This window comes from Porphyrobacter sp. LM 6 (assembly GCF_001720465.1).
Lineage (GTDB): Bacteria > Pseudomonadota > Alphaproteobacteria > Sphingomonadales > Sphingomonadaceae > Erythrobacter.
This window is the reverse complement of the sequence record NZ_CP017113.1, coordinates 614,751-641,360: the sequence shown is the minus strand read 5'-3', so window position 1 is coordinate 641,360 and position 26,610 is coordinate 614,751. Positions and strand designations below refer to the sequence as shown.

21 protein-coding genes are annotated in these 26,610 nt (G+C 65.2%); 10 read left to right on the top strand and 11 right to left on the bottom strand.

Annotated elements, in window-relative coordinates:
- Window positions 1–18: 18 nt before the first annotated feature.
- Window positions 19–1,632 carry a glutamine-hydrolyzing GMP synthase gene (guaA, locus tag BG023_RS03175; protein ID WP_069309179.1) on the bottom strand — a complete coding sequence of 538 codons (1,614 nt, stop codon included), beginning with the start codon at window positions 1,630–1,632 and terminating at the stop codon, window positions 19–21.
- 267 nt (window positions 1,633–1,899) lie between these two features.
- On the opposite strand from guaA, the gene BG023_RS03170 reads away from it, so the two are divergent.
- Window positions 1,900–2,223, top strand: coding sequence for a UrcA family protein (locus BG023_RS03170; RefSeq protein WP_069309178.1), 324 nt, complete (start codon window positions 1,900–1,902; stop codon window positions 2,221–2,223).
- Window positions 2,224–2,972: 749 nt separating this feature from the next.
- Here BG023_RS03170 and BG023_RS03165 read toward each other — a convergent pair.
- On the bottom strand, window positions 2,973–4,523 hold the full coding sequence (locus BG023_RS03165; RefSeq protein WP_233993058.1) for a class I adenylate-forming enzyme family protein: 1,551 nt from the start codon (window positions 4,521–4,523) through the stop codon (window positions 2,973–2,975).
- A gap of 104 nt (window positions 4,524–4,627) precedes the next feature.
- On the opposite strand from BG023_RS03165, the gene BG023_RS03160 reads away from it, so the two are divergent.
- From BG023_RS03160 to BG023_RS03140, 5 genes are all read left to right on the top strand, one after another.
- Window positions 4,628–5,419 (top strand): PIG-L family deacetylase, encoded by a 792-nt coding sequence (locus tag BG023_RS03160; protein ID WP_190315805.1) that lies wholly within the window; start codon window positions 4,628–4,630, stop codon window positions 5,417–5,419.
- A gap of 96 nt (window positions 5,420–5,515) precedes the next feature.
- Window positions 5,516–8,077, top strand: a complete 2,562-nt coding sequence (gene gyrB / locus BG023_RS03155) for a DNA topoisomerase (ATP-hydrolyzing) subunit B (protein ID WP_069309176.1) — start codon at window positions 5,516–5,518, stop codon at window positions 8,075–8,077.
- Window positions 8,078–8,096: 19 nt separating this feature from the next.
- Window positions 8,097–9,248, top strand: coding sequence for an AI-2E family transporter (locus tag BG023_RS03150; RefSeq protein ID WP_069309175.1), 1,152 nt, complete (start codon window positions 8,097–8,099; stop codon window positions 9,246–9,248).
- Between the two features lie 5 nt (window positions 9,249–9,253).
- On the top strand, window positions 9,254–10,039 hold the full coding sequence (locus BG023_RS03145) for a M50 family metallopeptidase (protein WP_069309174.1): 786 nt from the start codon (window positions 9,254–9,256) through the stop codon (window positions 10,037–10,039).
- Between the two features lie 62 nt (window positions 10,040–10,101).
- Window positions 10,102–10,611, top strand: a complete 510-nt coding sequence (locus BG023_RS03140; RefSeq protein ID WP_069309173.1) for a nuclear transport factor 2 family protein — start codon at window positions 10,102–10,104, stop codon at window positions 10,609–10,611.
- A gap of 4 nt (window positions 10,612–10,615) precedes the next feature.
- On the opposite strand, the gene BG023_RS03135 is transcribed toward BG023_RS03140, so the two are convergent.
- From BG023_RS03135 to BG023_RS03110, 6 genes are all read right to left on the bottom strand, one after another.
- Window positions 10,616–11,254 (bottom strand): hypothetical protein, encoded by a 639-nt coding sequence (locus tag BG023_RS03135; RefSeq protein WP_069309172.1) that lies wholly within the window; start codon window positions 11,252–11,254, stop codon window positions 10,616–10,618.
- A gap of 113 nt (window positions 11,255–11,367) precedes the next feature.
- Entirely contained in the window at window positions 11,368–12,168 is an 801-nt protein-coding gene (locus tag BG023_RS03130) for a DUF1295 domain-containing protein (RefSeq protein WP_335673847.1), read from the bottom strand.
- Window positions 12,158–12,787 (bottom strand): lysophospholipid acyltransferase family protein, encoded by a 630-nt coding sequence (locus tag BG023_RS03125; protein ID WP_069309170.1) that lies wholly within the window; start codon window positions 12,785–12,787, stop codon window positions 12,158–12,160. The genes BG023_RS03130 and BG023_RS03125 overlap by 11 nt, the downstream gene beginning before the upstream one ends.
- A gap of 83 nt (window positions 12,788–12,870) precedes the next feature.
- Window positions 12,871–14,478: a carboxyl transferase domain-containing protein gene (locus tag BG023_RS03120; protein WP_069309169.1), complete on the bottom strand. Its 1,608-nt coding sequence runs from the start codon at window positions 14,476–14,478 to the stop codon at window positions 12,871–12,873.
- Window positions 14,475–14,876, bottom strand: coding sequence for a barstar family protein (locus BG023_RS03115; protein WP_069309168.1), 402 nt, complete (start codon window positions 14,874–14,876; stop codon window positions 14,475–14,477). The genes BG023_RS03120 and BG023_RS03115 overlap by 4 nt, the downstream gene beginning before the upstream one ends.
- On the bottom strand, window positions 14,876–16,042 hold the full coding sequence (locus BG023_RS03110) for an isovaleryl-CoA dehydrogenase (protein WP_069309167.1): 1,167 nt from the start codon (window positions 16,040–16,042) through the stop codon (window positions 14,876–14,878). Before BG023_RS03110 ends, BG023_RS03115 begins: the two co-directional genes overlap by 1 nt.
- A 114-nt stretch (window positions 16,043–16,156) precedes the next feature.
- On the opposite strand from BG023_RS03110, the gene BG023_RS03105 reads away from it, so the two are divergent.
- Both BG023_RS03105 and BG023_RS03100 read left to right on the top strand, forming a co-directional pair.
- Window positions 16,157–16,939: an ATP-binding cassette domain-containing protein gene (locus tag BG023_RS03105; protein WP_069309166.1), complete on the top strand. Its 783-nt coding sequence runs from the start codon at window positions 16,157–16,159 to the stop codon at window positions 16,937–16,939.
- Window positions 16,939–18,483 (top strand): ABC transporter permease/substrate-binding protein, encoded by a 1,545-nt coding sequence (locus BG023_RS03100; RefSeq protein ID WP_069309165.1) that lies wholly within the window; start codon window positions 16,939–16,941, stop codon window positions 18,481–18,483. The genes BG023_RS03105 and BG023_RS03100 overlap by 1 nt, the downstream gene beginning before the upstream one ends.
- Before the next feature lie 48 nt (window positions 18,484–18,531).
- Here the strand turns inward: BG023_RS03100 and BG023_RS03095 are convergent, their stop codons facing one another.
- Genes BG023_RS03095 through lgt form a run of 3 tightly spaced genes read right to left on the bottom strand, consistent with a single transcriptional unit; the run spans window position 18,532 to window position 21,882 of the window.
- Window positions 18,532–18,966, bottom strand: a complete 435-nt coding sequence (locus tag BG023_RS03095; RefSeq protein ID WP_335673846.1) for a DUF2147 domain-containing protein — start codon at window positions 18,964–18,966, stop codon at window positions 18,532–18,534.
- Window positions 18,967–19,000: 34 nt separating this feature from the next.
- Complete coding sequence (locus BG023_RS15165) at window positions 19,001–21,082, bottom strand: class I SAM-dependent methyltransferase (protein WP_335673845.1); 2,082 nt, start codon at window positions 21,080–21,082, stop codon at window positions 19,001–19,003.
- Window positions 20,986–21,882, bottom strand: a complete 897-nt coding sequence (gene lgt / locus BG023_RS03085; RefSeq protein ID WP_069309164.1) for a prolipoprotein diacylglyceryl transferase — start codon at window positions 21,880–21,882, stop codon at window positions 20,986–20,988. Before lgt ends, BG023_RS15165 begins: the two co-directional genes overlap by 97 nt.
- Before the next feature lie 190 nt (window positions 21,883–22,072).
- On the opposite strand from lgt, the gene BG023_RS03080 reads away from it, so the two are divergent.
- Together BG023_RS03080 and BG023_RS03075 are read left to right on the top strand one after the other, a co-directional pair.
- The gene (locus tag BG023_RS03080) at window positions 22,073–23,788 is read left to right on the top strand and encodes a class I adenylate-forming enzyme family protein (RefSeq protein WP_069309163.1); all 1,716 of its coding nucleotides are present in this window, start codon (window positions 22,073–22,075) and stop codon (window positions 23,786–23,788) included.
- Window positions 23,789–23,808: 20 nt separating this feature from the next.
- Window positions 23,809–26,568 carry a [protein-PII] uridylyltransferase gene (locus BG023_RS03075; protein WP_069309162.1) on the top strand — a complete coding sequence of 920 codons (2,760 nt, stop codon included), beginning with the start codon at window positions 23,809–23,811 and terminating at the stop codon, window positions 26,566–26,568.
- The last annotated feature ends 42 nt before the right edge of the window (window positions 26,569–26,610 follow it).

Sequence of the window (26,610 nt, the reverse complement as noted above, 5' to 3'; positions counted from 1 at the left end):
TGGAAGGGGCGTTGCAGCCTACTCCCATTCAATCGTGCCCGGCGGCTTGGAGGTGTAGTCGTAGACCACCCGGTTGATGCCCTTGACCTCGTTGACGATACGGGTGGCGACGCGGGTCAGGAACCCGGCGTCATAGGGGAACACGTCGGCGGTCATCCCGTCGGTCGAAGTCACGGCGCGCAGGGCGCAGACGCTATCGTAGGTGCGCCCGTCGCCCATCACGCCGACGGTCTTGACCGGCAGCAGCACGGCAAAGGCCTGCCAGATCGCGTCATAGAGGCCCGCATTGCGGATTTCCTCAAGATAGATCGCATCGGCCTTGCGCAGGATATCGCAGCGTTCCTTGGTCACTTCGCCGGGAATGCGGATGGCGAGGCCCGGGCCGGGGAAGGGGTGGCGGCCGACGAACACTTCGGGCAGGCCGAGTTCGCGGCCGAGATCGCGCACTTCGTCCTTGAACAGTTCGCGCAAGGGTTCGACCAGCGCCATGTTCATTCGCTCGGGCAGGCCGCCGACATTGTGGTGGCTCTTGATCGTCACCGAGGGCCCGCCGGTGAAGCTCACGCTCTCGATCACATCCGGATAAAGCGTGCCCTGCGCGAGGAAATCGGCGCCGCCGATCTTGCGTGCTTCCTCGTCGAACACGTCGATGAAGGTCTTGCCGATGAACTTGCGCTTGGCTTCGGGGTCAGTGAGGCCCGCGAGCCCGCCGAGGAACAGCTCTTCGGCCTCCACGTGCACCAGCGGGATGTTGTAGTGATCGCGGAACAAGGTCACGACCTGCTCAGCCTCGTTCATCCGCATGAGGCCGTGATCGACGAAGACGCAGGTCAGCTGGTCACCAATCGCCTCGTGGATCAGCACTGCGGCGACCGCCGAATCGACGCCGCCCGAAAGGCCGCAGATCACCCGCTTGTCGCCCACCTGGGCGCGGATTTCGGCGATCTTGGTCTTGCGGAACTCGGCCATCGTCCAGTCGCCCGCCAGCCCGCAGACATGGCGCACGAAATTGGCGATCAGCTTGCCGCCGTCGGGCGTGTGGACCACTTCGGGGTGGAACTGGGTGCCGTAGAACTTGCGCGCTTCGTCCGCGATCACCGCAAAGGGTGCGCCGTCGGAGGTTGCGACGATCTCGAAGCCGGGGGCGAAGCGGGTGACCTTGTCACCATGGCTCATCCACACCTGATGGCGCTCGCCCACCTGCCACAAGCCGTCGAACAGCGCGCATTCGCCGGTCACGGTCAGGAACGCACGGCCGAACTCGCCGCCTTCGCCGGTTTCATGTCCCGGGCGCACTTCGCCGCCGAGCTGGTGGCTCATCACCTGCTGGCCATAACAGATGCCGAGGATCGGCACGCCCGCGTCGAACAGCAGTTGCGGGGCGCGGGGCGATCCTTCTTCGGGCACGCTGGCAGGCGAGCCGGACAGGATGATGCCCTTGGGGTTCAGCCGATGGAACGCCACTTCGGCCTGGGTGAAGGGGGCGATCTCTGAATAGACCCCCGCTTCGCGCACCCGGCGGGCGATCAATTGCGTCACCTGAGAGCCGAAATCGACGATCAGGATGCAGTCGGAAACTGCCGAATGACTGGGGGCGGGGCCAGCGGGCGGAGTCGAGGGGTGGGCGCTCATGGCCGCGAATTACGGAGCGCACTCGGCGCTGTCCAGCATCGCAACGCCACGCAATTGTGATTTTGCGGTGCAGCAATTTTTTTCTATTGGTATTTCATTAGGTTCCCGAAAATCAGCCTCGAAAAAGTTGCAATCTTTGGAACCAATTTCGCGTATTTCGCATTTGCACATTTAACTTGTGCACTGCACCAGAGTTTCAAAGAGCAACCGAATGCCGGTCAGCGGCATCGAAATCAGACACCCTCTCTCATTTCCGGAGTATTTCTCATGCGTTTCACTCTTCCCTTGATCGCCCTCGCTGCCGTAGCCGCTCCGGCGCTCGCCGCCCCGGCTGCTGAAGACACTGTGACCGTCCGCATCGCCTATGGCGACGTCGACGTCACCAGCACCGAAGGTCGCGCGGCTCTCGAAGCGCGCATCGATGCCAAGCTGCGCAAGGCCTGCACCACCGAAGCCGCCGGCCGTTTCGCCTATGGCCGCACCGTCGTCGACAGCAAGTGCGTAACCGAAGCCCGCACCGCGGCGCTGGCTGAAGTGGAGCGCGTGGTGGCCCTCGAAGCCCGCAGCGGCCGCGCCGTCGCCGCCAACTAAGCCCTCAAGGCTCTGAAAACACAGCGGCCGCCGGAGCGATCCGGCGGCCGTTTTGCGTGGAATGCATGGTTAATTGTTGCATTTGGCGCAAGTCGGCTTGGCGTTTTCGCATTTGAATTCGAACCGCCCGAATACCAGATGGCTGGCAAGCGATGAGGTGCCGGTTCTTCTCTCCGTTCCGGCCTCCCTACCCCGGGATCATCGCGCGGCAGACGCCAGCCGAACACGGCTCGCCTGCCCGCCTGTGTGACGCACAGTGATCCGCCCGGCCTTCCCCCTCGCCCGGCGATCCTGACCGTCACAGGCCCCGCTCCGGCCGGGCCAGCAGCGAACGAGACGCGGCCGCCCACCTCCCCCCCTGAACTGGCGGCCGCGTCTCAAGCTGCAACCTGACGCGCCGTGCCCCATCGCCCCAGCGCCTCGTCAGATGAAGTTTTTCTTTGTCGTGGTGAATTATTTTCAATCTCTAAAGGGATTGAAAGTTGCGCCGCCATTTCCATATCGTGCCTGGCCCGGCTGGCTTCCCCCTCTCCCCCTCTCCGGCCAGCCGGGCTCCCGAACCACAACAGAACAGGGAAGATGAACCATGCGTATGATCAGTGAAAAGGCCGTCGCCTTCCTGCTCGCCGTCGCGATGAGCGGCACCGCGTTCAACACGTTTATCGTGTAACAACGCCCGAGCGGAGCGACAGCTTCCGGCGGCCCGGCCCCTCACCCGAGGAGCCGGGCCGTGCCGTTTCAGGGGCGGATCAATCCACGCCGCCTAGGCGCACGGCCTCTTCGCGCAACTCGCTCTTCAAGAGCTTGCCGATGTGGCTGCGGGGCATCTCGGCGATCGGGTGCAGCGCCGACAGACGCTGGGTCTTGCCCAGCCGGGCGTTGACCGCCCCAAGGATTGCAGACGTGTCCGCCCCATCCTTGAGCACCACGAAGCCGACCGGTGTCTCACCCCAGGCGCGTGAGGCCACGCCGACCACGGCGGCCTCGACCACACCGGCCTCCTTCAGCAGTTCGGCCTCCAGATCGCTCGGGTAGATGTTGAACCCGCCCGAGATGATCATGTCCTTGGCGCGCCCGACCAGCTCCACGAAGCCTTCCGCATCGACCCGCCCGATATCGCCCATCCGCATCCACGCCTCGCCCGTGGCGGGATCAATCCACTGCGCTTCTGCGGTCTTGTCGGGGCGGTTCTTGTAGCCGCTCATCATCGTCAGGCTGCGGCCGATCAGGTTGCCGGGGGTGCCGGGCGGCACCTCGCGGTCTTCATCGTCGAGCACCTTCAACTCGCTCCCGGGCGCCGGGCGGCCGACGGTGTGGAGCTTGTCGGGAAATTCGTGGCACGCCAGCAGGCAGACCACGCCGCCTTCGGTCATCGAATAGATTTCGATCAGCCCGCCCGGCATCCGCTTCAGCACCTCGCGCTTCAGCTCGGCAGAGAAGGGGGCCGAGGTGCAGTATTTGAGCTTGAGGCTGGATAGGTCGAAATCGTCGAAGCCATCGAAATCCATCAGCCGCTGGTATTGCACCGGCACCAGCATGGTGATGGTCGTGCGGTCAGCCTGCGCGTGTTCGAGCCACTTGCCGCAATCGAACTTGCCCATCACCCGCACGCAGCCGCCCGCCAGCAGCACGGGCAGGAAGGCGACCATCGTGGTGTTGGAATAGAGCGGGGTCGAAGCAAGCGAGCGCACTTCGAGGCCGGCACCGAGGTAGGACAGCGCGGTCGCAGCAAACTGTCGCCAGCGCATCTGGTGCGAATGGACGATGCCCTTGGGAATGCCGGTCGTGCCGCTGGAATAGATGATGTTGAAAGGATCGCGCGGCTCGGGGCTGAACTGCGGCGCGCGGGCACCGGGAGGGGCCATCCACGTATCGATATTTTCGAGCGGGACACGGATCAGGTCGGCCATGAAATCCGGCCCCAGCTCCGCCGCCTTTGCGCTATCTATGAACAGGTGGATCGCGCCCGAATCCCTAGCCATGCCTTCAAGCTGTTCAGGGCTGGCGCTGGTGGTGAGCGGCGCCGCCACCCCGCCCGCACGCACCGCGGCGAGGAACACCAGCGCATATTCGACCGTGGACGTCCCGAGGATCGCCACCGACTGACCGCGCTGGAGCCCGGTCTCGACCAGCCGCGCCGCCAGCCGCTCGACCAGCCCGACCAGCTCGGCCCAATAGACCTCGCGCTTGTCATCGCGCAGCGCCAGATCATCGCCCTTGATCCGCGACCATTCCATCAGGATATCGGGGAAGCTGCCGAAGGGTTCGGCGAGGCGGCTCATCATTGCGTCGTTGCTCATGGGCTATGCATAATCGGGGCGCGGCAGTGCGCAAAGGATTTGCAAGCTCCCGGCGCGCGCCTTAGGGTCATGCGGCTGACAACTGAGGGCCAAAGATGCAAATCATGCTTGCCGCCGCGATGATCGCAGCCCTCGCAGCGCCGCCGCCGACGGTGACAACGGAGCCTGTGCCGCAGCCCTTGCCGCAGCCGCGGCGAACACTGGACTTACCATCGCCAGAGGTTGTCGTGGTTCTGGCCCACCCCGATGACGAACTGGTGTTCGCGCCGGCGCTTCCCGTCATGGCGCGCGAAGGGCTGAGCATCCATCTGATTTTCGCCACTGACGGGGATCAGGGCCCCGGGGTGTCGGGGATGGCGCCAGGCGCAGATCTCGCCATGAAGCGGCGCATGGAGGGATTTTGCTCCGGAATGGCCTTGCGTGTGGATATTGTCGGCCCGCTCGCGCTGGGCGACGGAACCTTGGGTTTGCGCGCCAACGATCCGCAAAGCGCGGCAAACCGGCTTGCGGAAAGGTTGAAGCCCTACCTCGCCGACGCCGTCACTGTGATCACATGGGGGCCAGACGGCGGATACGGCCATGCCGATCATCGCATGGTGAGCGCCGTAGTAACTCAGCTGGTGCAAGCCATGCCTGCCGAAAAACGCCCGCGATTGCTCTATCCTGCGCTCATCAACACCCCGCTGCCCGAACCGCTTGCCAGTCAGGGTTGGGCTACGACCGCACCCGACCTCGCCACTGTACGATACCGCTACACCGCCGCCGATCTCGCGGCGGCGAACAAAGCAGCCCAGTGTCACAGGACGCAGTTCGACGATGCGACGCGCGCGATGATTGTACCGGGTTTTGACGCAGCCGTGTGGAAGGGCGAAGTTGCTTTCCGGCTAGCGTTCTAGGCTGCTCGACAAAGCACCTTCCGCACCCGTGGAAAAGCGCAGGTAGCGGCCCTCCCGCAGTTGGGTTTCCTGTCTCCAGCGCCTATATGATCGGGCATGGACGACAACACCAATCAGCCCCCCGCAAAACTGCCCAACGCCAACGAATACGGCGCGGATTCGATCAAGGTTCTCAAGGGCCTCGACGCGGTCCGCAAGCGGCCGGGGATGTATATCGGCGACACCGACGACGGGTCGGGCCTGCACCACATGGTATTCGAGGTCTCGGACAACGCCATCGACGAGGCGCTGGCGGGGCATTGCGACCTCGTGCTGATCGAATTGAACCCCGATGGCTCGGTCTCGGTAGAGGATAACGGGCGCGGGATTCCGACGGGAATGCACGCCGAAGAGGGCGTATCGGCGGCCGAAGTCATCATGACCCAGCTGCACGCCGGGGGTAAGTTCGAGAACACCTCTGACGATAATGCCTACAAGGTTTCGGGCGGCCTCCACGGCGTGGGCGTGTCGGTGGTGAATGCGCTCAGCGAATGGCTCGAACTCACCATCTGGCGCGACGGGCAGGAGCACTGGATGCGGTTCGAGCATGGCGATGCCGTCGGCCCGCTCAAGGTCGTCGCCGATGCGCCCAAGAGCGACCGCAACGCCGATCCCAATGGCTTCAAGAAGGGCACGCGCGTCACCTTCAAGGCGAGCCACGATACCTTCAAGAACGTCACCGAGTTCGATTTCGAAAAGCTCGAACACCGCTACCGCGAACTCGCGTTCCTCAACTCGGGCGTGCGCATCAAGCTGCGCGACAAGCGCCACGAAGAGCTGATCGAGCACGATCTCTACTACGAGGGCGGGATTGCGGCCTTCGTCAAATATCTCGATCGCAACAAGCAGCCGCTGGTGGCCGAACCGATCGCGGTCTCGGCCGAGAAGGACGGCATCGGCATCGACGTCGCGCTCGAATGGAACGATTCCTATTACGAAAACGTCCTCGCCTTCACCAACAATATCCCCCAGCGCGACGGCGGCACGCACCTTGCGGCCTTCCGCGCCGCGCTGACCCGCACGCTCAACAACTATGCCGAGCGTTCGGGGATGCTGAAGAAGGAAAAGGTCAGCCTCTCGGGCGAGGATATGCGCGAAGGCCTCACTGCCATCGTCAGCGTCAAGCTGCCCGACCCGAAGTTCTCCAGCCAGACCAAGGACAAGCTGGTCTCCTCCGAAGTGCGCTCGCCGCTCGAATCGCTGATGAGCGAGAAGATGACCGAGTGGCTGGAGGAAAACCCGAACGATGCCCGCGCGATTATCCAGAAGGTGATCGACGCCGCCGCCGCCCGCGAAGCCGCCCGCCGCGCGCGCGAAATGAGCCGCAAGGGCGCGATGAGTGTCGCCTCGCTGCCGGGCAAGCTCGCCGATTGTCAGGAGCGTGATCCCGCCAAGTCCGAACTGTTCCTGGTCGAAGGGGACTCCGCAGGCGGCTCGGCCAAGCAGGGGCGCGACCGCAAGACCCAGGCGATCCTGCCGCTCAAGGGCAAGATCCTCAACGTCGAGCGCGCGCGGTTCGACCGGATCATTTCCTCGAAGGAAGTCGGCACCCTCATCCAGGCGATGGGCACCGGCATCCGCGACGAATTCAACCTCGAAAAGCTGCGCTACCACAAGATCGTCATCATGACCGACGCGGACGTGGACGGCGCGCATATCCGCACGCTGCTCTTGACCTTCTTCCACCGCCAGATGCCCGAAATCATCAAGGCCGGGCACCTGTTCATCGCCCAGCCGCCGCTGTTCAAGGTCTCCAAGGGGCGCAGCGAGGTCTACCTCAAGGATCAGGCCGCGCTTGATCGCTATCTGGTCGAGGCGGGGCTGCAGGGCCGGATGCTGGAAACCTCCGGGGGCCCGCGTGCAGGCGAGGATCTGCGCACGCTGGTCGATGGCGCGCTTCGGCTCAAGAACCTGCTGGCCTTCGTGCCGCGCCGCTATGATTCGGGCATTGTCGAGCAAATGGCGCTGGTCGGCGCGCTCGAGCCGGGGCTGGCGGGCGAGGCGCTCACCGCCGCGCTGGCGCGCGCTGCCGGACGGCTCGGTGCAGGCGACCGCGAAGCCCGCTGGAGCGCCTCTCAGCGCCCCGACGGCACGGTAATTTTCGAGCGCCTGTGGCGCGGCGTGACCGATGTTCACGAGATCGATGCGCGCTTCCTTTCCAGCACCGAAGCCCACAAGCTCCACGGCCTCGCCGCTGCGCAGGCCGAGGCCTATGCCACGCCGGTCAGCCTGGTGCGCGCGGGCGATGTGGCTGAAGAGGCCGAACCCGAAACCCCCGTCTCCGACGATCCGCTGGCAGGCGAAGCCGAAGAGGCTGTTGCCGCACCGGCTGCCACCTTCGATGGCGCGATCAGCCGGCCGACTCAGCTGCTCGACGCGATCTTCGTCGCCGGGCGCAAGGGCCTGTCGATCAGCCGCTACAAGGGCCTTGGCGAAATGAACGCCGAGCAGCTCTGGGAAACCACGCTCGACCCCGAGGCGCGCATCCTGCTGCAGGTCAAGGTCGAGGACGCCGACGTTACCGACGAGATCTTCACCCGCCTGATGGGCGATATCGTCGAACCGCGGCGCGAGTTCATCCAGGATAACGCGCTCAACGTAGCCAATCTCGACGTCTAGCCTGCCGAAAGACCCGCCGATGGCCCTTCAGCCCCACCGCACCGATGAACTGCAGCACGCCAGCTTCCTGATCATCCTTGCGGTGGTCAGCCTGTTGATGGCGGTGATCGTCTGGCCCTTTGCCCAGCCGCTCCTGTGGGCAGCGTTGGCGGCGATCATGTTCCAGCCGCTCTACCGCTGGATGCTCCGCAAGATGGGCGGCCGGCGCAATCCGGCGGCGATTGCCTCGCTGCTGGTGATCTTCTTCGCCGTGCTGGTCCCCGCGCTCTGGCTCGGCACTCTGGTGGTGCAGGAAGCGGTTGTGCTGATCGCCAAGCTGCAGGAGCAACCGGTCGATCTCGCCGTAGCGTTCGACCGGGTCTACGGCGCGCTGCCCAAGATGGCGCAGGAAGCGGTCGACCGCTCCGGCTGGGCCGATATGGCGAGCGTGCAGGCGCGGTTGCAGACCCTGCTCAGCGAAAGCGCCGGAATGATCGCCAGTCAGGCCGTATCGATCGGCAGCGGGGCACTCAACTTCCTGCTGGCCTTCGGCGTCGGACTTTACGTGATGTTCTTCCTGCTGCGTGATGGCGAACGGATCGGCCGCACGCTGCTTCGCACCGTCCCGGTGGAGCGCTCGATCTCCGAGAGGCTGGCCGAACGCTTCCTCGGCATCGTGCGTGCCACGATCAAGGGGTCGGGCGTGGTCGGGCTGGTGCAGGGCGCACTCGGGGGGATCACCTTCCTGATCGTCGGGCTGGATTCGGCGCTGCTTTTCGGCGTGCTGATGACGGTGTTCGCGCTGGTGCCGGTGATCGGCGCGGGCGCGGTGTATGTGCCGGTCGGGCTGTGGTTGCTGGTGACCGGCGCGGTGTGGCAGGGCACTTTCGTACTGGTGGTCGGGTTCTTCGTGATCTCGTCCTCCGACAACGTACTGCGCCCGATCCTCGTCGGCCGCGACACCGGCATCCCGGACTGGATCATCCTAATCACCACGTTGGGCGGCATCAGCTTCCTCGGCTTTTCGGGCATTGTGCTCGGTCCGCTAGTGGCCGGGCTGTTCCTGGCGAGCTGGTCGATCCTCCAGGAATACCGCGACGAGGACATGCAGGCCGCGGAGGGGGATGAAACCGTCGAGCCGATCATCGTCGATGCCTCGGGCCATGCGCTGAAGCGCGACGGGGCGGACTGACCGCGATGCAGCCGCTGGTCACTCCGGGGAGCCAGACTGAAGCGGTCGGACGGCTGGTGGTGGCGGGGCTGGTGGTCGTCATGCTGCCGTCGCTGCCGTTCGGGGCCTATCTGACCTATCCCTTCGCGATTCTGACCACGTGGTTCCACGAAATGGGCCACGGCCTCACCGCGCTGGCACTGGGCCAGCATTTCGAACAGCTGGTGATCTATCCCAATGGCTCGGGCGTGGCGCAGAGCCGGATCGATGCCGATGCGCCAAGCGCAACGCTGGCCGCGATCGCGGCGGGCGGGCCGTTGGCGCCAAGTCTGGTAGGCGCGCTGCTGATCCTTGCCAGCGCCTTTCCCAAGCTGTGGCGCGCCGCACTGTGGCTGGCGGTCGCGGCGATCATCGCCAGTGTGGCGATCTGGGTGCGCGGGATTGTCGGCACCACCGTGCTGCCGCTCGTCGCAGTGTTCCTCGCTGCGGTCGCATGGCGCGGTTCGCCCGGCCTGACCCGCTTCACGCTGCAATTCCTCGGAATGCTCGGCGCGCTCAGCATGCTGCGCGATGCCGATTACCTGCTGATGGAGCAGGCGGTGATTGCCGGGCGGCCGATGCTGTCGGATACCGGGCAGATCGAAGCCGCACTCGGTCTGCCGCACTGGCTGTGGGCCGGACTGATCGTGGTGATGTCGGGCCTGATGGTCGGCACGGCGCTCAAATATGCGCTGGCGGAAAAGCGCCTGCGCCCGCCGCCGCCCAAGCGGCCCGCCAATGTGCTGCAATTCCGGCGCGACACCAAACGCTGACGCCAAAATGCTGATGGTTCTGGCAGTGCCGCGCGCTGCCCCATCGCGATATTCTTGCGGGCATGGATATCATCGAAGTCGCCGACCGGCTCGCCATTGCCGAAACGCTTGCGCTCTATTGCCGCGGCATCGACCGCTGTGACGGCGAACAACTGGCCGCCGTTTTCACGCCCGATGCGATGATTGACTACGGAGACGGCGCCAAGCCGATTGCCGAGACCATCCCGGGTCTGATGGCGGGGCTCGGCTCCATGCGGCTGACTCAGCACAATATCTCGAACACGGTGATGCGGATCAGCGACGATCGTGCGCGGGCGGAGACCAATTGCGTCGCGCTCCACATCATCCCCACGCCCGACGGCGAGATCGAACTGGTCGTGGGCGGGCGCTACCTCGACACACTGGAGAAGCGCGAAGGTCGCTGGCAGATCGCCGAGCGGCTCTACGTGATGGACTGGAACCGCACGTCATCTGCGACCATGCAGCTATCGGGCGGGCTGTTCGACGGATTGCAGCGGCGCGGCGCACGCTTGGCAGAGGATCCCTCCACCGCGTGGTGGAGCGCCGACTAGGCTCTCAGTACGCGACCTTGAGCGTGTTCACACCTGAGGCATCGGTCCCAGCCTCGCCCGACAGGCCTATGAACATCGTGTCGACGATGCGGGCGAGCTTCTGCTCGGTCAGCTTGTCGCCAAGATAGATCAGCGCATCGGGCAGGGTGTAGTTCGAGATCATCTGGTTGATCAGCGACAGCGCTTCGTCAATCTCAAGCCCGGCAAAGAAGCCCTCGGCCTGCGCCTCGGCGATCAACTCGCACAGGTAGTGGTCGGCGAGATCGACATAGGAACGCACCCGCTCGAAATTCGCCGCGCCCATTTCGCACAGGATGGTGAAGTGTTCGGGGTCAGCGCGGAAGCGCTCCTGCGAGATCACGAAGCGGCGGCGGAAGAATTCGTACATCTTGCGCTGCGGCGGAAGGGTGGTGGCCAGCACCTCCTCCATCACAGCCATGTGCGGGGCGAGCCAGGTCTGCGCCACGGCATCGAACAGATCGTCGTAATCGGCGAACAGCGCTTCGAAGCGCGTGCGGGTTAGGCCGCTTTCGGCCATCGCGACCGTCCATGCGATTTCGGAGCCGCGCTCCTTCACCAGATCGAGGACATGACGCGCGATCCGCTCGCGTTCGGCTTCCCGGGTCGCTTCGTTCAATGGCATCTCGCTCGCGCCTCCTCGCGCAAGGCGCAACATAGGCCAAGCGGGAGCCGGCTTAAAGGGTCGCTCGTCGATTTTTGTGCGACGCAGCAAGAGAAAAGCCATGGCCAATCAAATCAGTTGCGCGGCGGCATCGGGAAGAAGGCCGAGGTGCGGCGCTTGTAATCGGCGTATTTGTCGCCCTTGGTCTTGTCGAGGCCCTTCTCCAGAAGGGTCACGCCTGACCACTTCGTCAGCGTGAAGCTGAGGAACAGCGGACCGATCACGGTCGCCGCGGCATAGCCCCATCCGGCCGCCGCGCAGGCGATCCAGATGCCCCACCACGCGGCGAAATCGCCGAAATAGTTGGGGTGACGGGTGTAACGCCACAGGCCAGTGTCGAGCACCTTGCCATGGTTGGCCGGATCGGCCTTGAACCGCGTAAGCTGCCAGTCGCCCACCCACTCGAAGAACACACCGACACACCACAGGCCGAAGCCTGCCCATGCGAGCGGGGTGATCGGCGCGGGCGTGCCGCTGGCGAGAATGCCGACCTGCGCGGGGCTCGAAACCATGAACAGCAGCACCGCCTGCATGAGCCAAACGCGGGTCAGCGCAGCCTGCGCGAAACGCCCGGCCTCGCGGTCCTTCTTGAGGATCATCTTGTAGCGCTTGTCCTCGCCTTCCCTGCGCCAGCGCAGGAACAGATAGATGCCGAGCCGGAAGCCCCAGGCCGCGGTCATCAGCATGATCAGCGTCGCCAGATCGCCCGGTCCACCGCCCACGTGCAGCCAGCTCGCCACGGCAAGGATGCCCATCCCCGCGCCCCAGAAGGCGTCGATGAAGCTGACGTCATTGATCTTCACGCTGATCGCCCACTGGATCAGCACCAGCACGATCAGGATCGCAGCGTTGAGGAGGAGCAGTTCAAACATCATTCTTCCCCGCAATGATATCGCGTGCCTGTTGTTCCAGCACCTTGAAGCGTTCGTAATCGGGCATCTTCGCGCGGAACCATTCGGCGATCTTGAGCAGGTCCTCGCCGTAATTGCCGGTCGGGATCATCGGCGGACCGAAGCTCAGCACCATATTGGCATTGTCGGCAAAGGCCGGAACGATCGGCACGTTGGCGGCGCGGGCGATGTGATAGAAACCGGACTTCCACTTGCCATCGGTCTTGCGCGTGCCCTCAGCGGCAATCACAAGCGCCAGATGGTCCCGACGGGCGAATTCCTCGGCGATTTGCTGGGTAGCGTTGGCGCTTTTTCGCCGATCGACCGGGATGCCGCCCATGTCGAACATGAAGTTCCGCATGATCCCCTGAAACAGCGTGTGCTTGCCCATGAAGTTGGGCTGGATGCCCTCTTCATGCGTCGCGCCGGTGAAGAACACGAAGTCCCAGTTCGAGGTGTGCGGTGCGCCGGCGATCACATATTTCTTGAGCTGCTTGGGCAACCCGCCATCGATCTTCCAGCCTTTGAGGTGGTAGATGAACAGAATGAACCGGCGCACGATGCGAGACAGCAGCGTGGGCTTGCGAGTATGTTCGTGCGGCAATGTGATCCCTCTCTCGCCTGCGTGTCTGCCCGCAATCGGGGCAGTTACGCAAGGGAAAGCGTGCGGGTTTCAGACAGACGCGATCACATCCGGAACACGCCGAACGCCGGGCGCTCGGCGATGGGTGCTTCGAGGCATGCGGCGAAAGCCAGCCCCAGCGCATCGCGGGTCTGGACGGGATCGACCACCCCGTCGTCCCACAGGCGGGCGGTGGCGTAGTAGGGGTTGCCCTCGTCCTCGTATTTCTGGCGGATCGGGGCCTTGAAGGCCTCGGCCTGTTCGGGCGTCCAGCTGTCGGCGTCGCGGTGGACGGCGGCGAGCACGGATGCGGCCTGTTCCCCGCCCATCACGCTGATGCGCGCATTGGGCCAGGTGAACAGGAAGCGGGGCGAGTAGGCGCGGCCGCACATCCCGTAGTTGCCCGCCCCGAAGCTGCCGCCGATCACCACGGTGACCTTGGGCACGGTGGCGGTGGCAACCGCAGTGACGAGCTTCGCCCCATGCTTGGCGATGCCTTCCGCCTCGTATTTCCCGCCGACCATGAAGCCGCTGATATTCTGGAGGAACAGCAGCGGAATGCGGCGCTGGCAGGCAAGCTCGATGAAATGCGCACCCTTCTGCGCGCTCTCGCTAAACAATACGCCGTTATTGGCGAGGATCGCGACCGGCATCCCCCAGATGTGAGCGAAACCGCACACCAGCGTGCTGCCGTAATGCGCCTTGAACTCGTGGAACTCGCTGCCATCGACCAGCCGCGCGATCACTTCCTTCACATCATACGGCGCGCGCACATCATCGGGGATGATGGCGTAGAGATCATCCGCGTCGAATTTCGGCGGGCGCGGGTCTTTCAACGCCACGTCGGCGGCCGCGCCGGTATTCGCGCCAAGGTGGCTGACGATATCGCGCACGATGGTGAGCGCGTGTTCGTCATTCTCCGCAAGGTGATCGACCACGCCCGATTTTTTTGCGTGGAGGTCACCGCCGCCGAGGTCTTCGGCGCTGATTTCCTCGCCCGTGGCGGCCTTTACCAGCGGCGGGCCGGCGAGGAAGATCGTGCCCTGATTGCGGACGATCACCGTCTCGTCAGACATGGCGGGGACGTATGCACCGCCCGCAGTGCAGCTTCCCATCACGCAGGCGATCTGCGGGATGCCGAGCGCGGACATATTGGCCTGATTGAAGAAGATGCGGCCAAAGTGGTCGCGGTCGGGGAACACCTCCGCCTGATGCGGCAGGTTCGCGCCCCCGCTGTCCACCAGATAGATGCACGGCAGGCGGTTCTCCTGCGCGATCTCCTGCGCGCGAAGGTGCTTCTTGACCGTCATCGGGTAATAGGTGCCGCCCTTCACCGTCGCATCGTTGCACACGATCATGCACTGGCGACCCGAGACGCGGCCCACCCCGCAGATGATCGAGGCGCCGTTGACGTCGCCTTCGTACATGCCGTTCGCGGCGAGCTGGCCGATCTCGAGGAAGGGCGAACCCGGATCGAGCAACCGCTCCACCCGCTCGCGGGGGAGCAGCTTGCCGCGCGACACGTGGCGTTCGCGGTGCTTCTCCGGCCCGCCCAATGCGGCCTCGGCCACAGCGGCGCGGAGTTCCTGCGCGAGCGCGTGGTTGTGGGCGAAGCGGGCCTTGGCCTCGGGGCTTTCGCGGTCGAGCTTGGTGGTGAGGGTGGGGGCGGTCATGCTTGGTCAGCCTTCTTGCCAGAACGTCGCGCACGCTCGGCTACATAATATGGGCTTGTGTAGATTTCGGTATAGAACACTGTACTATCAGAAAAATCTTCTTCAAATTGCAGCTTGAGTTCGACAAATCGATCGGAATACTGCTGCTGCTGGTAGAAGAGGCAACCTAGAATTCTCGTGATCTCTGGATCGCTCCAGTTCGACTTATCGGCGCTGCGCCAGACTATGCGGTATGGTCCGCAGCGAGCAGGAATCTCGTCACATAGGTCATCGTCCAAGGCGTTCAAATTTTGAACCAAATCTATGTCCACAGCCATACTGAGTTCACGAAAGAAGTCAGCACTCGTTTGAATTCGCGCTCCTTCAAGCGTGACCAGGAAAGTCTCCGTCCCGGACATCACCCCGCCGCTCCAATCAATTCGCGCCCGATCAGCATCCGGCGGATTTCGTTCGTCCCCGCGCCGATATCCAGCAGCTTCGCGTCGCGCATGTAGCGTTCGACCGGCCAGTCGGTGGTGTAGCCCGCGCCGCCCAGCGCCTGCACGCTTTCAGCGGCGACCTTGAAGGCGTTCTCGCTCGCGAGCAAAATCACCCCTGCCGCATCGAAGCGCGTCGTCTGACCCGCGTCGCAGGCCTTGGCGACCGCATAGGTGTAGGCGCGGGCCGATTGAAGGGCGACATACATGTCGGCAACCTTGGCCTGCATCAGCTGGAAGCTGCCGATGGGTTTGCCGAACTGTTTCCTCTCGCGCAGGTAGGGGATGACCGTGTCGAGGCACGCCTGCATGATCCCGAGCTGCAATCCGGCAAGCACCACGCGCTCGTAATCGAGCCCGCTCATCAGCACGCCCACGCCGCCATTGAGCGGGCCCATGATGCGCTCTTCCGGCACGAAGCAATCGGTGAACACCAGCTCGGCGGTGGGGGAGCCCTTCATGCCGACCTTCGAAATCTTCTGGCCGATGGCGAAGCCTTGATCGCCCTTCTCGATCAGGAAGGCGGTGATGCCGCGCGATCCGGCGTGGCCGTCGGTCTTGGCATAGACCACCAACGTATCGGCCTCGGGCGCGTTGGTGATCCAGAACTTGGTGCCGTTGAGCACGTATCCGCCCTGCACCGCGTCGGCCTTGAGCTTCATCGAGACCACGTCCGACCCAGCGCCCGCTTCGCTCATCGCAAGGCTGCCGACGTGTTCGCCGGAGATCAGCTTGGGGAGATACTTCGCCTTCTGCTCGTCATTCCCCCAGCGGCGGATCTGGTTGAGGCAGAGGTTGGAATGCGCGCCGTAGGAAAGGCCGATGCTGGCCGAAGCGCGGCTGACCTCCTCGACAGCGATCACATGTTCGAGATAGCCGAGCCCCAGCCCGCCCCATTCCTCTTCCACCGTGATACTATGCAGGCCCAGCGCACCCATCGGCTCCCACAGCTCGCGCGGGAAGCGGTCCTCGCGGTCGGTACGCTCGGCCAGCGGCATGATCTGCTCGTCGGCGAAGCGCGCCGTGGTGTCGCGGATCATCTCGGCCGCTTCGCCAAGCTGGAAATCGAAATCGGGGGTGGCGCGCATGAATCGTTCCTCGCCGGGCAATGATTGTTCTGGCTGTCCGCATAGCAAGCCCTTGGGCAAACGCCAATCGCTGCCGCTGGCATCGCGCGCTCAACATCGCTAATCCGGCAGAGAATGGAAACGCCCGCACCCCTGCTCCGCTTCGACGGGGTGATCTGCCGCTTCGGCGAGGTGACGGCCGTTGGCGGCGTGAGCTGCAACATTGCCAGGGGCAGTTTCGTCGCGCTGGTGGGCGCATCGGGATCGGGCAAATCGACATTGCTCAAGACCGTCAACACGCTGGTGATGCCGACCGACGGGCGGGTGCTGTTCGGCGGGGAGGATGTGGCTGGCCTCAAGCCCGCTCACCTGCGCCGACGGGTCGGCTATGTGTTTCAGGGCGTGGGCCTGTTCCCGCATTTCTCGGTCGCCGAGAATATCGCCATTGGCCCGCGCCTGACGGGAGAAAAGCTGGCCCCGGAGCGGATCGCGCAGCTGCTCGCGCTGGTCGAGCTCGATCCCGCACTCGCCAGCCGGATGCCCGACGAGCTTTCAGGCGGGCAGCGCCAGCGGGTCGGCGTGGCGCGCGCGCTGGCGGGCGAACCCGAACTGCTGATCATGGACGAGCCTTTCGGCGCGCTCGATCCGGTGACCCGCGATGCGCTCGGCCACAAGGTGCGCGAGTTGCATGAACGGCTCGGGCTGACGACCGTGATGGTCACGCACGACATGGCCGAGGCGCTGCTGCTGGCTGACCGGGTGCTGGTGATGGACAGGGGCGCGCTGGTGGCCGACGAAACCCCGCGCGCGCTGCTGGCAGGGGCGGGCGGCGCCGTCGCACAAGCGCTGGTCGCCGTGCCGCGCAACCAGGCAGAGCGCCTCGCCGTAATGGAAGGCTTTGGGGAAGGCCCGAACTGATGCAGGAGATCTGGGACCTCCTCCCCGGCCTCGCCGACAAGCTCGCCGCGCACGTCGTGCTCTCGGCCAGTGCGATCGGGCTGGCGATGCTGATCGCCCTGCCGCTGGCGGTTTGGGCCAGCCGCTCGCAGGTGGTCTCTCGCCTCGCCTTGAGCCTCGCCAGCCTCGTCCAGACCATCCCGGCGCTCGCCCTTCTGGCGCTGTTTTTCCCCTTGCTGCTGTCCCTGCGCGCCGTGTTCGGCGAGGGCCTGCCGACGCTCGGCTTCCTGCCGGCACTAATGGCGCTGACGCTCTATGCGCTGCTGCCGATCCTCAGGAACGCGGTGACCGCGCAGGCGAACCTCGATGAAGGCGTGCTCGAAGCCGCCGACGGGGTCGGCATGACCAAGTGGCAGAAGCTCTATCTGGTCGAAGCGCCGCTTTCGGCTCCCTTCATCATGGCGGGAATCCGCACCGCGAGCGTGTGGACCATCGGCGCGGCGACGCTCGCCACCACCATCGGCCAGCCGAGCCTCGGCGATCCGATCTTCGCCGGCCTGCAAACCCAAAACTGGGCGCTGGTGCTCGCCGGATGCGTCGCCAGCGCGGGTCTGGCGCTTGTGGCCGACTGGCTCCTGTGGTGGATCGAGCGGGGCATCGACGAGCGCAAGCGCTGGAAATGGGCCGGAGCGCTGATCGCGGTGGTGGCGGGCGTGACGATCGCGCTCGCATCGCAAGCGGGCGAGGACGACAAGGACACGATCGTCATCGCCTCCAAGCAGTTCTCCGAGCAATACATCCTCGCCCAGCTGATCGGATCACGGCTCGAGGCGGCGGGCTATGCGGTCGAATATCGCGACGGACTGGGCAGCGCGGTGGTGCATTCGGCGGTCGCCTCCTCGAACATCGATATCTCGGTCGATTACACCGGCACGATCTGGACCAATTACCTGAAGCGCGACGACAATCCCGGGCGCGAGGCGATGTATGAAACCATCCGCGACTGGGAATGGCAGCAGAACGGCGTGAAGGTGCTGGGCCGCCTCGGGTTCGAGAACGCCTATGCCTTCGCGATGCGGGGTGACCGGGCGAAGGAACTGGGCGTCGGCTCGCTCGGCGATCTCGTCGCCGTCGCCCCCAAGCTCACTGTCGGCGGTGATCCGGAGTTCTTCGAGCGACCCGAATGGATCGCGGTGGGCGATGCCTATGGCTTGCGCTTCGCCCGAAGCCGCAATTTCGCGCCGACCTTCATGTACAACGCGCTCGCCTCGGGCGAAGCCGATGTCATCAGCGCCTATACCTCGGACGGGCGGATCGCGGCGGACAGGCTGGTGGTGCTCGCCGACCCCAAGGGCGCGCTGCCGAGCTATGATGCGATGCTGATGCTCTCGCCGAGGATTGCCGAGGACGAAGGCGTGATCGCCGCGCTCGAACCGCTGATCGGCGCAATCACCGTCGAAGCGATGCGCGAGGCAAACCTCGCCGTCGACCGCGAGGATGCCAGGAAACTAACCCCGAAACAGGCGGCGCAAGGGTTGGCGAAAGCTTCGGGGTTGGCCGAGTAGCCCCACCCCCGTGTCCTCGCGCAAGCGGGAGGTGTTAGAGGTGGGACACTACCCCACCTTCTTCCACACCTGCGTCTGGCACAGCGGGCCGAAACAGCCCTTCACTTCCAGCGTCCCGTCACCTTTGCGGCGCACTTCGGAGGTGTAGGTGCGGCCGGTCTTGGGATCGTAGACCTGCCCGCGCCATGCACCGGCATCGGCGGTCAGGCCCGAAAGGATCGCGGTGCCGATCAGCTTGCGCTGGCGCTTGGTCGGATCGGCGTTGTTGACGTCGCGCTGGTCGTTGCCGCCAGGCGGGGGGATCAGGAACTTCTCGATCGTGCCGCACAGCGCGCGGCCGCATTTGCGGATCGCGATCACCGCGTCCTTTTCCGCCGTGACCCAGCGCCCGCCTATCGGGTCCGCCGCGTGTGCAGGGGTCAGGCCCGCGCCCGCCACCGCCAGCATCGCCGCAGCTGCAAAGATCCATCGTGCCTTCATCATGTCCGTCCCTACGCTGTCCTTGCCTGCCCTGCCGTCAATCGAAACCCACGCCGAACGGCCAGCGCGGACTGCACAGGCCCATCACCTTGAACAAGGTACCCATCTGGCTCGATTCGACCAACCGGTCGCGCTGACGCTTGAGCTTGTCGGCCTCGCGCGGGTTGCGCCGCTGGAGCGCTTCGAGCCGGGTGTCGATCCCCAGCTGGCGGAGCCATTCGCCCTGAAACTGCACCCCCATCACATCCGCGCCGTTGTCGCGCGCAACCTGCTGGAGCAGCTCGAAATCGACATGCGCGGTGATGTCGGCCTCGCCCGGATGCGCGAGGACATCGACCTTGCGGTGCGCCTTCAAGGCCTGGATGCTGGATCCTGCGCGCAGTTCCATCTGGCCATAGTCGATGATCAGCGCCGCGCCGCCCTGCTGCTTCAGCCGCTGGGCGATTTCGGTCATCGCCGCGATAGAGGCCGGGCTGGTCTCGATCATCGAGCCTTGCGGCGCGCGCGCCCAGCTTGACGGCACCAGATGGTCCATCCGCTCCTTGCCGGTCATGTAGGCGAACTGATCGCCTTCCAGCCCGACCATGCGATCGAACCAGCCATCGGCCGATCGCACCAGCTGGTGCACCGGCAAAGCATCGAAGAATTCGTTGGCGACGATCAGCAACGGGGCATCGTCGGGCAGGGTCGAGAGGTCGTGATGGTGGCGGCAGCCCGGGAAGGCTTCGCGCTGCATCTTGCGCAAGGTGGCCGAGGTCTCGACGAAATGCACCTGCGGCGCGAATTCGTAACGCGCGGCGGTGCTCAGCGCATCGCGCGCCAGCGTGCCGCGTCCCGGCCCAAGCTCGACGTAATGGATATACTTGCGGCTGCCCATCCGCACCCACAGATCGGCGAGCCAAAGGCCGATCAACTCGCCGAACATCTGGCTGACTTCGGGTGCGGTGATGAAATCGCCCTGTTCGCCCAACGGATCGCGGCTGGCGTAATAGCGGGCGTTGCTCTCGCCCATGTATTGCGCGAGGCTGATCGGGCCGGTTTCGCGGATCAGGCGACGCAGGCTCGCGGGGACATCGACATTGGCGCGCGCCAGCAGCTCGGCCTCGAGCCGTGCCTGTTCTTCCTCGGCGGCCTTGATCGCGGCAGCGGCCTCGGCCTCGCGGCGGGCCTGTTCCTCGGCGGCTGCACGTTCGGCAGCTTCGGCTTCGGCCTTGATCCGGGCCTCTTCCTCGGCTGCAGCCTTGGCGGCGGCTTCTGCTTCGAGCCGGGCCTTTTCTTCGGCTTCCGCCTTGGCGCGGGCTTCGGCTTCAAGGCGCGCCTTTTCCTCAGCCGCAGCCTTCTCTGCGGCGACTTTCTCGGCAGCTAGGCGGGCCTTTTCTTCGGCAGCAGCCTTTTCAGCGGCGAGACGCGCCTGCTTTTCGGCCTCGGCCTTGGCTTTGGCTTCCGCCTTGGCCTTGGCTTCGGCCTCTGCCTTGGCCTTGGCCTCTGCTTCAGCGTGCGCCTTGGCTTCGGCAACGAGACGCGCCTTTTCCTCGGCCTCGGCCTTCGCGCGGGCTTCGGCCTCTGCCTTGGCGCGGGCCTTGGCTTCGGCTTCGGCCTGCTTGCGTTCTTCGGCTTCGCGGCGGGCCTGCTCCTTGGCAGCAGCCTTCGCGGCGGCTTCGGCCTCGCGGCGCGCCTGTTCCTCGGCCTTGGCCCGGGCCTTGGCGTCTGCCTCGGCCTGTGCGCGGGCTTCGGCTTCAGCCTTCAGACGGGCGCGTTCCTCGGCGGCGAGACGCTCGCGCTCGGCCGCTTCGGCTTCAGCCCTGGCTTTTGCGGCGGCGGCAGCTTCGGCTTCACGGCGAGCCTGTTCTTCGGCAGCAGCCTTGGCGGCCGCTTCGGCCTCCGCTTTCAGGCGCGCGGCCTCTGCGGCGGCCTGCTTGCGCGCTTCGGCTTCAGCCTTGGCCCGCGCGGCGCGATCGACTTCGGGTTCCGGCGCGGGATCGATCAGCCGGAGATTGCTGCGCCAACCGGCGCCAGCCGCGATCAGGCGGTCTGCGTCGTCCCCGCCCCCAGCGGCGGCTTCCGCAGCGCGAAGATCACGACAATCAATCCAGTCAGGATAAGCGGTATGGTTAGCCATTGGCCCATCGATAGCCCGGTGCGGGCGGCAAAGTCAGCCAATTGTGCATCCGGTTCCCGAAAAAACTCGTTAATGAAGCGCGAAATCCCGATGCCGAAGGTGAACACCCCCGCCAGCAGGCCCGGACGGTAACGCGCGCGGGTCTTCCAGAACAGCAGCATCATGACAATCAGCAGCAGCAAGCCTTCGAGCCCGGCCTGATAGAGCTGGCTCGGGTGGCGCGGCAGATCGTCGGCATTGGGGAAGACCATGCCCCATGCCACATCGGTGGCGCGGCCCCACAGCTCGCCATTGACGAAATTCGCCAGCCGTCCGAGCAGCATCCCCATCGGCACCCCGACGCTGACGTAATCGACCACGCGGATGAAGTTCAGCTTGTCGCGCCACGCCACCCACGCCATCGCCAGCGTCACCCCGGCGAGCCCGCCGTGGAAGCTCATCCCGCCATCCCACAAGCGCAGCAGCTTCCACGATACGATCCCTTCGCCCGAAAAATCGGTGAAAGCGCTGGGGATGCCGGTATCGCCGCCGGTGTAGAACAGCGCATAGCCGATACGCCCGCCGAAGATCACGCCCAGCGTGCAGTAGAAGAACAGATCGTCCGCGTGCCGCTGCGCCATCGGCGCGCCGGGTTCGCGCAGCATCTTCGAGGTGTGCCAATAGGCGAAGATCACCCCGATCAGATAGGCGAGCGAATAGAACCGCAGGGTGAAGAACCCCAGATCGATGCCGGGCCGCAGCCCCAGCTGCTCCCAGTAGATCGGATCGGCGGCGCCGCTTGCGGCAAGTAGTGACAGCACGGAGCGAACCCCTTAATGACAATGATATGCCGTATCGGCGGACCGGACACGGCCTTGGTCGCGGGTGCTTCTGGCACAGCGCGCGAGGCAGGGGAAGGGGCACGGAATCGCCGGCAAGGCTTGGGACAGGAGGGCTGGCACGCGCCCCGCGCGCGGCTGGTCTCCATAACATGAGAGAGGAAAGTCACGCGTGCCCACCCAGTTGGACAATGCGCTCGAAGCGATCATCACCGGCCTGACCGCCGAAGGCCAGCCCTTTGCCACCGTGCCCTTTACCCGCGACGGGGTCGAAATGCCCGCTTTCGCCGGCGCCCCGCCGAGCCTCGCACATTACTTCGCCTATTTTGCCGGGCAGAACGCCGATCTCACCTTCCTTGTCGATGGTGAAATCCGGCTGACCTTTGCCGAAGCCTATGCCGCCGCTACCCGCGTGGCTGAAAGCCTGGTGCGCGACCATGGCGTCGCCAAGGGTGACCGGATCGGTATCGCCGCGCGCAACTCGGCCAATTGGATGATCGCCTATATGGGCGTCCTGATGGCCGGCGGCTGCGCCACCCTGCTCAACGGCTTTTCCAGCGGCGAGGAACTCGCCTACGGGATCGAGCTCGCCGAAGCCAAGCTGGTGCTCGCCGATGCCGGGCGCGCGGCGCGGCTCGAAGGATTGGATCACGGCGCCAAGGTGGTGCTGTTCACCCACGACAATGCTCCGGCCGAAGGGCTGAGCGCGGTCTGGGCCGAGCCTGAAGGCACCAGCGTTGCCGCCAAGATGCTCGGAGAAATCGGGCCGGACGATATCGCCACCATCCTCTACACCTCGGGTTCGACCGGCAAGTCGAAGGGCGCATGGTCGGATCACCGCGGCGTGGTCAACGGCGTGATGAACTACGTCGCCCAGAGCGCGATGGCCAAGGTCCATGTCGAAAGCACCGACGGCCCGCTGACCGATCAGCCCTGCGCGCTGGTCGCCGTGCCGCTGTTCCACGTGACGGGCGAAGTGCCGCTGTTCCTCCAGAGCTTTGCGATCGCGCGCAAGCTGGTGCTGATGCCCAAGTGGGACGCAGGCCTCGCGATCCGGCTGATGGCCGAGGAGAAGGTCAGCTACTTCGTCGGCGTGCCGCTGATGAGCTACGAAATCGCCAACCACCCCGACCGCGAGAAGTATGACCTGTCGGCGTGCAAGAGCTTCGCCGCAGGCGGCGCGCCGCGCCCGGTCGAACACGTCACCCGCATCAAGGAAGCCTTCCCCGGCGGCTTCCCGCTGTTGGGCTATGGCCTCACCGAAACCAACGCGGTCGGCTGCGGCAATTTCAACGAGAACTATCTCGCCAAGCCCGGCTCGACCGGGCGGCCGTCGAAGCCGCTGGTCGATCTGCGCATCCTCGATGATGCCGGCAAGGAACTGGCGAGCGGACAGGTGGGCGAAGTGTGCATCCGTTCGGTCGCGAACTTCCGCGGCTACTGGAAGAACGAGGAAGCCACCCGCGCCGCCTTCACCGACACCGGCTTCTTCCGCACCGGCGACCTCGGCTATCTTGATGAGGACGGCTATCTGTTCATCGTCGATCGCAAGAAGGACATCATCATCCGCGGCGGCGAGAACATCTCGTGCATCGAGGTCGAGGACGCGATCTACGCGCATGACGATGTCGGCGAATGTTCGGTGTTCGGCCTGCCGTGCGAACGCTTCGGCGAAGTGCCCGCAGCGGTCTATGCGATGAAGGAAGGCCGCGCCCCGATCACTCCGGGCGAGCTGCGTGCCTTCCTGCTCGCGCGGATCGCCCCGTTCAAGGTGCCGCTCGAACACCAGATCTGGATCACCGACGAAGCCCTGCCGCGCCTCGGCACCCAGAAGATCGACAAGCGCACCGTCAAGGCGCGCTATGCCAGCGAGGGCGTGGCGGCGTGAGCCACACGTGAGCCACGCCCATGAGTCCTAGGCGCGTCCCCGGCCAGCGCACGATCATCGACCGCCGTGCGCTGGCGGACGAGGTCGCCGCCCTGCATGCCGCAGGCGGCGAAGGCGCGCGCGCGGAGATCATCAAGGCGCTGCGGACGGCGTTCGATCACGGGCGCGCCGAGCTTGCCCGCCGGCTCGCCGAAGCGCCGTCTGCCGGACACGAGGTGACGGGCGGCTTTTCCTTCCTGATGGATCAGCTGCTGCGGGTGATCCACGATCACGTCACCACGCATCTTTACCCCGTCCCCAACCGCACCCAGGCCGAACGGCTCGCGATCCTTGCGGTGGGGGGTTACGGGCGCGCCGAGATGGCGCCCCACTCGGATGTCGACATCGCCTTCATCACCCCGATGCGCCGCGCGCCTTGGTGCGAACAGGTGATCGAGGCGATGCTTTATCTGCTGTGGGATCTGGGCCTCAAGGTCGGCCATTCGAGCCGCACGGTTTCCGACACGATGCGGATGGCGAAAGAGGATCTGACGATCCGCACCGCGCTGCTCGAAAGCCGCTTGGTGTGGGGCGACCAGCAGCTTTACGAGGAACTGCGCACCCGCTTCTGGGGCGAAGTCGCCAAGGGCAGCGAACGCCAGTTCCTGACGCAAAAGCTGGCCGAACGCGACGCCCGGCACAAGCGCATGGGCGACAGCCGCTATGTCGTCGAACCCAATGTCAAAGAGGGCAAGGGCGGCCTGCGCGATCTCCAGACGCTGTACTGGATCGGCAAATATGTCCACCGCGTCGGAAGCGCCTCGGAGCTGGTCGATGTCGGCCTGCTCACCCCGAGCGAATATCGCAGCTTCCGCCGCGCCGAAGGGTTCCTGCTGGCAGCGCGCTGCCATATGCACCTCATCACCGACCGCGCCGAGGACCGGCTGACCTTCGATCTCCAACGGCAGGTGGCCGAACGGATGCAGTTCGCAGATCGCCCCGGCAAGAGCGCGGTCGAGCGGTTCATGCAGTACTACTTCCTTCAGGTGAAACGGGTCGGCAGCCTGACTGGCGTGTTCCTCGCCCACCTTGACGAAGAAATGGCCAAGAAGCGGGCACGCACCGGGTTCTTCGCCGGCTTCACCCAGCGTCCGCGGATGTTCAAGGGCTACCAGATCGAAGCCGGGCGGGTGCGCGCGCCGGGCGACGACTGGTTCAAGGCCGATCCGGTGCGGCTGATCGAACTGTTCCAGCTGGCCGAGGCCGAGGGGCTGGAAATCCACCCCGAAACCATGCGGCAGGCAGGTCGCGACGCGCGGCTGATCGATGGCAAGGTGCGCCGCGACAAGCGCGCCAATGCGCTGTTCCTCGATCTGCTGTGCGGCCGCAAGGACCCCGAAACCGCGCTGCGCTGGATGAACGAGGCAGGGGTGTTCGGCCGCTTCGTGCCGGACTTCGGCCGCGTCAACGCGCAGATGCAGTTCGACATGTATCACCACTATACTGTCGACGAGCACACGATCCGCGCGATCGGCCTGCTCAGCCAGATCGAGCGCGGGCTGCTGACCGCCGATCACCCGCGCGCCACCCGCGAATTTCCCAAGCTCGCCTCACGGCGCGCGCTCTATGTCGCGGTGCTGCTGCACGATATCGCCAAGGGGCGCGGCGGGGACCATTCGGTGCTCGGCGCGGATGTGTCGCACCGGCTGTGCCCGCGCTTCGGCCTCGACGAGAAGGAAACCGATCTCGTCGCCTGGCTGGTGCTGCAACACCTTCTCATGAGCCGCACCGCGCAAAAGCGCGACCTGACCGACCCCAAGACGATCGAGGATTTCGTCGCCGAGGTGCAGAGCCTCGAACGGCTGCGCAACCTCGCGATCCTGACTGCGGTCGATATCCGCGCAGTCGGCCCCGGCACGTGGAACAGCTGGAAGGGCCAGCTGCTCGGCGAGCTTTACGATGCCGCGCAGGAACGCCTGCGGCTCGGCTTCAAGGGCACGGGCCGCAAGCAGCGGGTCACGGCCAAGAAGGATGCGGTCGCGCGGCTGCTGGGCGATCAGGACCATCTGGTCGACAGCGCCGGCGCGTTGCTGGGCGATGCCTACTGGATTGCCGAACCCGAAGACATCATCGCCAGCAACCTCATACAGTATGATGCCGCGCGCGCGGCGGGCGAACAGCTGTCGATCACCTGCGCGGTCGATGAAACCCGCGGCGCCACCCGCGTGAGCGTGATCGCCGCCGACCACCCCGGCCTCTTCTACCGCATGGCGGGCGGCATCCATGTCGCCGGCGCGAACATCATCGATGCGCGCATTCATACGGCCAAGAGCGGCTATGCCTTCGACAATTTCCTGGTGCAGGACCACAACGCCCAGCCGTTCCGCGAACCGGCGCAGATGGAGCGTATCAAAAAGGGTATCAGCGACGCGCTGCTGGCACGGATCGAACTGGTGCCCAAGCTCGCCGCGCGCCCGCTCGCCCATTCGCGCGCCCGCGCCTTCGATGTCGCCCCGCGCGTCGGGTTCGACAATGATGCCTCCAATCACTTCACCGTGATCGAAGTGACTGCGCGCGACCGGCCGGCGCTGCTCAACCGGCTTGCCTATGCGCTCTACAAGGCCAACCTGATCGTCCATTCGGCGCATATCACCGCCTATGGCGAGGCGGCGGCGGACACTTTCTACGTTACCGACCTGACCTTCGCGAAGGTCAAGGCCCCCGAGCGTCTGGCCGAAATCGAGGCCGCGCTGCTCGAAGCCGCCAGCGAGAACCACCAGAGCCAGCTGGAAAAAGCGTGATTGAACAGCCGCTTGGGGTTCGCCGTGCGGACCTGCCGAGAT

Coding starts and splice junctions, on each gene's coding strand:
- guaA (WP_069309179.1), bottom strand. CDS start 1,632: ATGAGCGCCCACCCCTCGACTCCGCCCGCTGGCCCCGCCCCCAGTCAT.
- BG023_RS03170 (WP_069309178.1), top strand. CDS start 1,900: ATGCGTTTCACTCTTCCCTTGATCGCCCTCGCTGCCGTAGCCGCTCCG.
- BG023_RS03165 (WP_233993058.1), bottom strand. CDS start 4,523: ATGAGCAACGACGCAATGATGAGCCGCCTCGCCGAACCCTTCGGCAGC.
- BG023_RS03160 (WP_190315805.1), top strand. CDS start 4,628: ATGCTTGCCGCCGCGATGATCGCAGCCCTCGCAGCGCCGCCGCCGACG.
- gyrB (WP_069309176.1), top strand. CDS start 5,516: ATGGACGACAACACCAATCAGCCCCCCGCAAAACTGCCCAACGCCAAC.
- BG023_RS03150 (WP_069309175.1), top strand. CDS start 8,097: ATGGCCCTTCAGCCCCACCGCACCGATGAACTGCAGCACGCCAGCTTC.
- BG023_RS03145 (WP_069309174.1), top strand. CDS start 9,254: ATGCAGCCGCTGGTCACTCCGGGGAGCCAGACTGAAGCGGTCGGACGG.
- BG023_RS03140 (WP_069309173.1), top strand. CDS start 10,102: ATGGATATCATCGAAGTCGCCGACCGGCTCGCCATTGCCGAAACGCTT.
- BG023_RS03135 (WP_069309172.1), bottom strand. CDS start 11,254: ATGCCATTGAACGAAGCGACCCGGGAAGCCGAACGCGAGCGGATCGCG.
- BG023_RS03130 (WP_335673847.1), bottom strand. CDS start 12,168: ATGATGTTTGAACTGCTCCTCCTCAACGCTGCGATCCTGATCGTGCTG.
- BG023_RS03120 (WP_069309169.1), bottom strand. CDS start 14,478: ATGACCGCCCCCACCCTCACCACCAAGCTCGACCGCGAAAGCCCCGAG.
- BG023_RS03115 (WP_069309168.1), bottom strand. CDS start 14,876: ATGTCCGGGACGGAGACTTTCCTGGTCACGCTTGAAGGAGCGCGAATT.
- BG023_RS03110 (WP_069309167.1), bottom strand. CDS start 16,042: ATGCGCGCCACCCCCGATTTCGATTTCCAGCTTGGCGAAGCGGCCGAG.
- BG023_RS03105 (WP_069309166.1), top strand. CDS start 16,157: ATGGAAACGCCCGCACCCCTGCTCCGCTTCGACGGGGTGATCTGCCGC.
- BG023_RS03100 (WP_069309165.1), top strand. CDS start 16,939: ATGCAGGAGATCTGGGACCTCCTCCCCGGCCTCGCCGACAAGCTCGCC.
- BG023_RS03095 (WP_335673846.1), bottom strand. CDS start 18,966: ATGATGAAGGCACGATGGATCTTTGCAGCTGCGGCGATGCTGGCGGTG.
- BG023_RS15165 (WP_335673845.1), bottom strand. CDS start 21,082: ATGGCTAACCATACCGCTTATCCTGACTGGATTGATTGTCGTGATCTT.
- BG023_RS03075 (WP_069309162.1), top strand. CDS start 23,809: ATGAGTCCTAGGCGCGTCCCCGGCCAGCGCACGATCATCGACCGCCGT.